General features: G+C 52.4%; 1 protein-coding gene. It reads right to left on the bottom strand.

Going from position 1 to position 1322, the window contains the following annotated elements; genetic code table 11:
- Nucleotides 1-187: 187 nt before the first annotated feature.
- Entirely contained in the window at nt 188-1255 is a 1068-nt protein-coding gene (mgrA, locus tag ACR1XU_RS23110) for an L-glyceraldehyde 3-phosphate reductase (protein WP_170808341.1), read from the bottom strand.
- Between the last annotated feature and the right edge of the window lie 67 nt (nt 1256-1322).

Here is a 1322-nt window from a genome sequence, read left to right on the forward strand (position 1 = left end):
TTGTCAGAGCAATCGGCAAAGCCTTTGAAAACACCAGATCAGCGCAATTAGTGTAATGACTGCTTTCGGGACTAGGTTGCAAGTCGAGCTTCTGACTCGTCGCAAGACCGCTTCTAGCCCGAACCGGAAGTGTCTAGCGATCGTACAAGAAAGCCTGTTCGCACCAAAATAACAGTCGTCAGCAATCCTACGCAGTTTCCGAGGATAGCGCCCATAAATTAATGTCCTCTTCCGCACTGACCTCATCAATCCTGAAGAGTTCCGCGTCGGTAAATTCCATATTTTCGACCGCACCGGCGCAATCCACGATCTGCTCGGGTCGAGAAGCGCCAATAAGTGCAGTCGTTACCCGATCACCCCTCAAGACCCAAGCGAGCGCCATCTGCGCCAATGATTGACCGCGCGATGCCGCTATCTCGTTTAGAGCCCGGACACTCGCCAGTGAACGTTCGTTGATCATACCGTCCAAGAGCGACTTGCCTTGGGTCGCCCGACTGTTCGCAGGAATTTCGTTCAAATACTTCGATGTCAAAATACCCTGTGCAAGAGGCGTGAACGCAATCGATCCGACGCCCATTTCGTCAAGCGTGTCCAATAGCCCGTCGTGTTCAACCCATCGGTTAAGCAGGTTGTAGGAAGGCTGATGGATCAGGCATGGTGTTCCAAGGTCTTTCAAGATGGCAAGCGCTTCGCGCGTTCTTTGCGAGTTGTAGCTTGAAATCCCGACATAGAGTGCGCGCCCGGAGCGCACGATATAGTCCAGAGCGCCCATAGTCTCTTCCAGTGGGGTATCCGGATCAAACCGGTGGGAATAAAAAATATCTGCGTAGTCGAGCCCCATCCGCTTGAGCGACTGGTCACATGAGGCCACAAGATATTTCCGTGATCCCCACTCCCCATAGGGACCTGGCCACATGTCATAGCCGGCCTTGGTTGATATGATGAGTTCGTCCCGATAGCCTGCGAAATCAGTTTTTAAAATTTCGCCGAATGCTTCTTCCGCCGATCCCGGCGGCGGGCCATAATTATTTGCCAAATCAAAGTGTGTAATACCCAAATCAAAGGCAGTCCGGCAAAGCTCGCGCTTTGTCAGTTGCGGCGTATCCCCACCGAAATTGTGCCACAGCCCAAGGCTTATCGCGGGTAGCTTTATGCCAGACTGACCGCAACGGCGATAGACCATTTGCTCATAGCGATCGGGATCAGGAAGATAAGGGTGCGGTCGGGGTTTCGGAGGGCGTTGCACTTTGCTCATCTTTCCATAATCCTAGATCATCACACCTTGTCAATTCAACGAGATCGCAATCAGGCATCAGCAAAGC

The sequence above is a fragment of the Ruegeria sp. D1(2025) genome (assembly GCF_056536425.1).

Bases quoted from the DNA above. Each gene is read 5' to 3' on its own strand.
- mgrA (WP_170808341.1), bottom strand. From the start codon at position 1,255: ATGAGCAAAGTGCAACGCCCTCCGAAACCCCGACCGCACCCTTATCTT.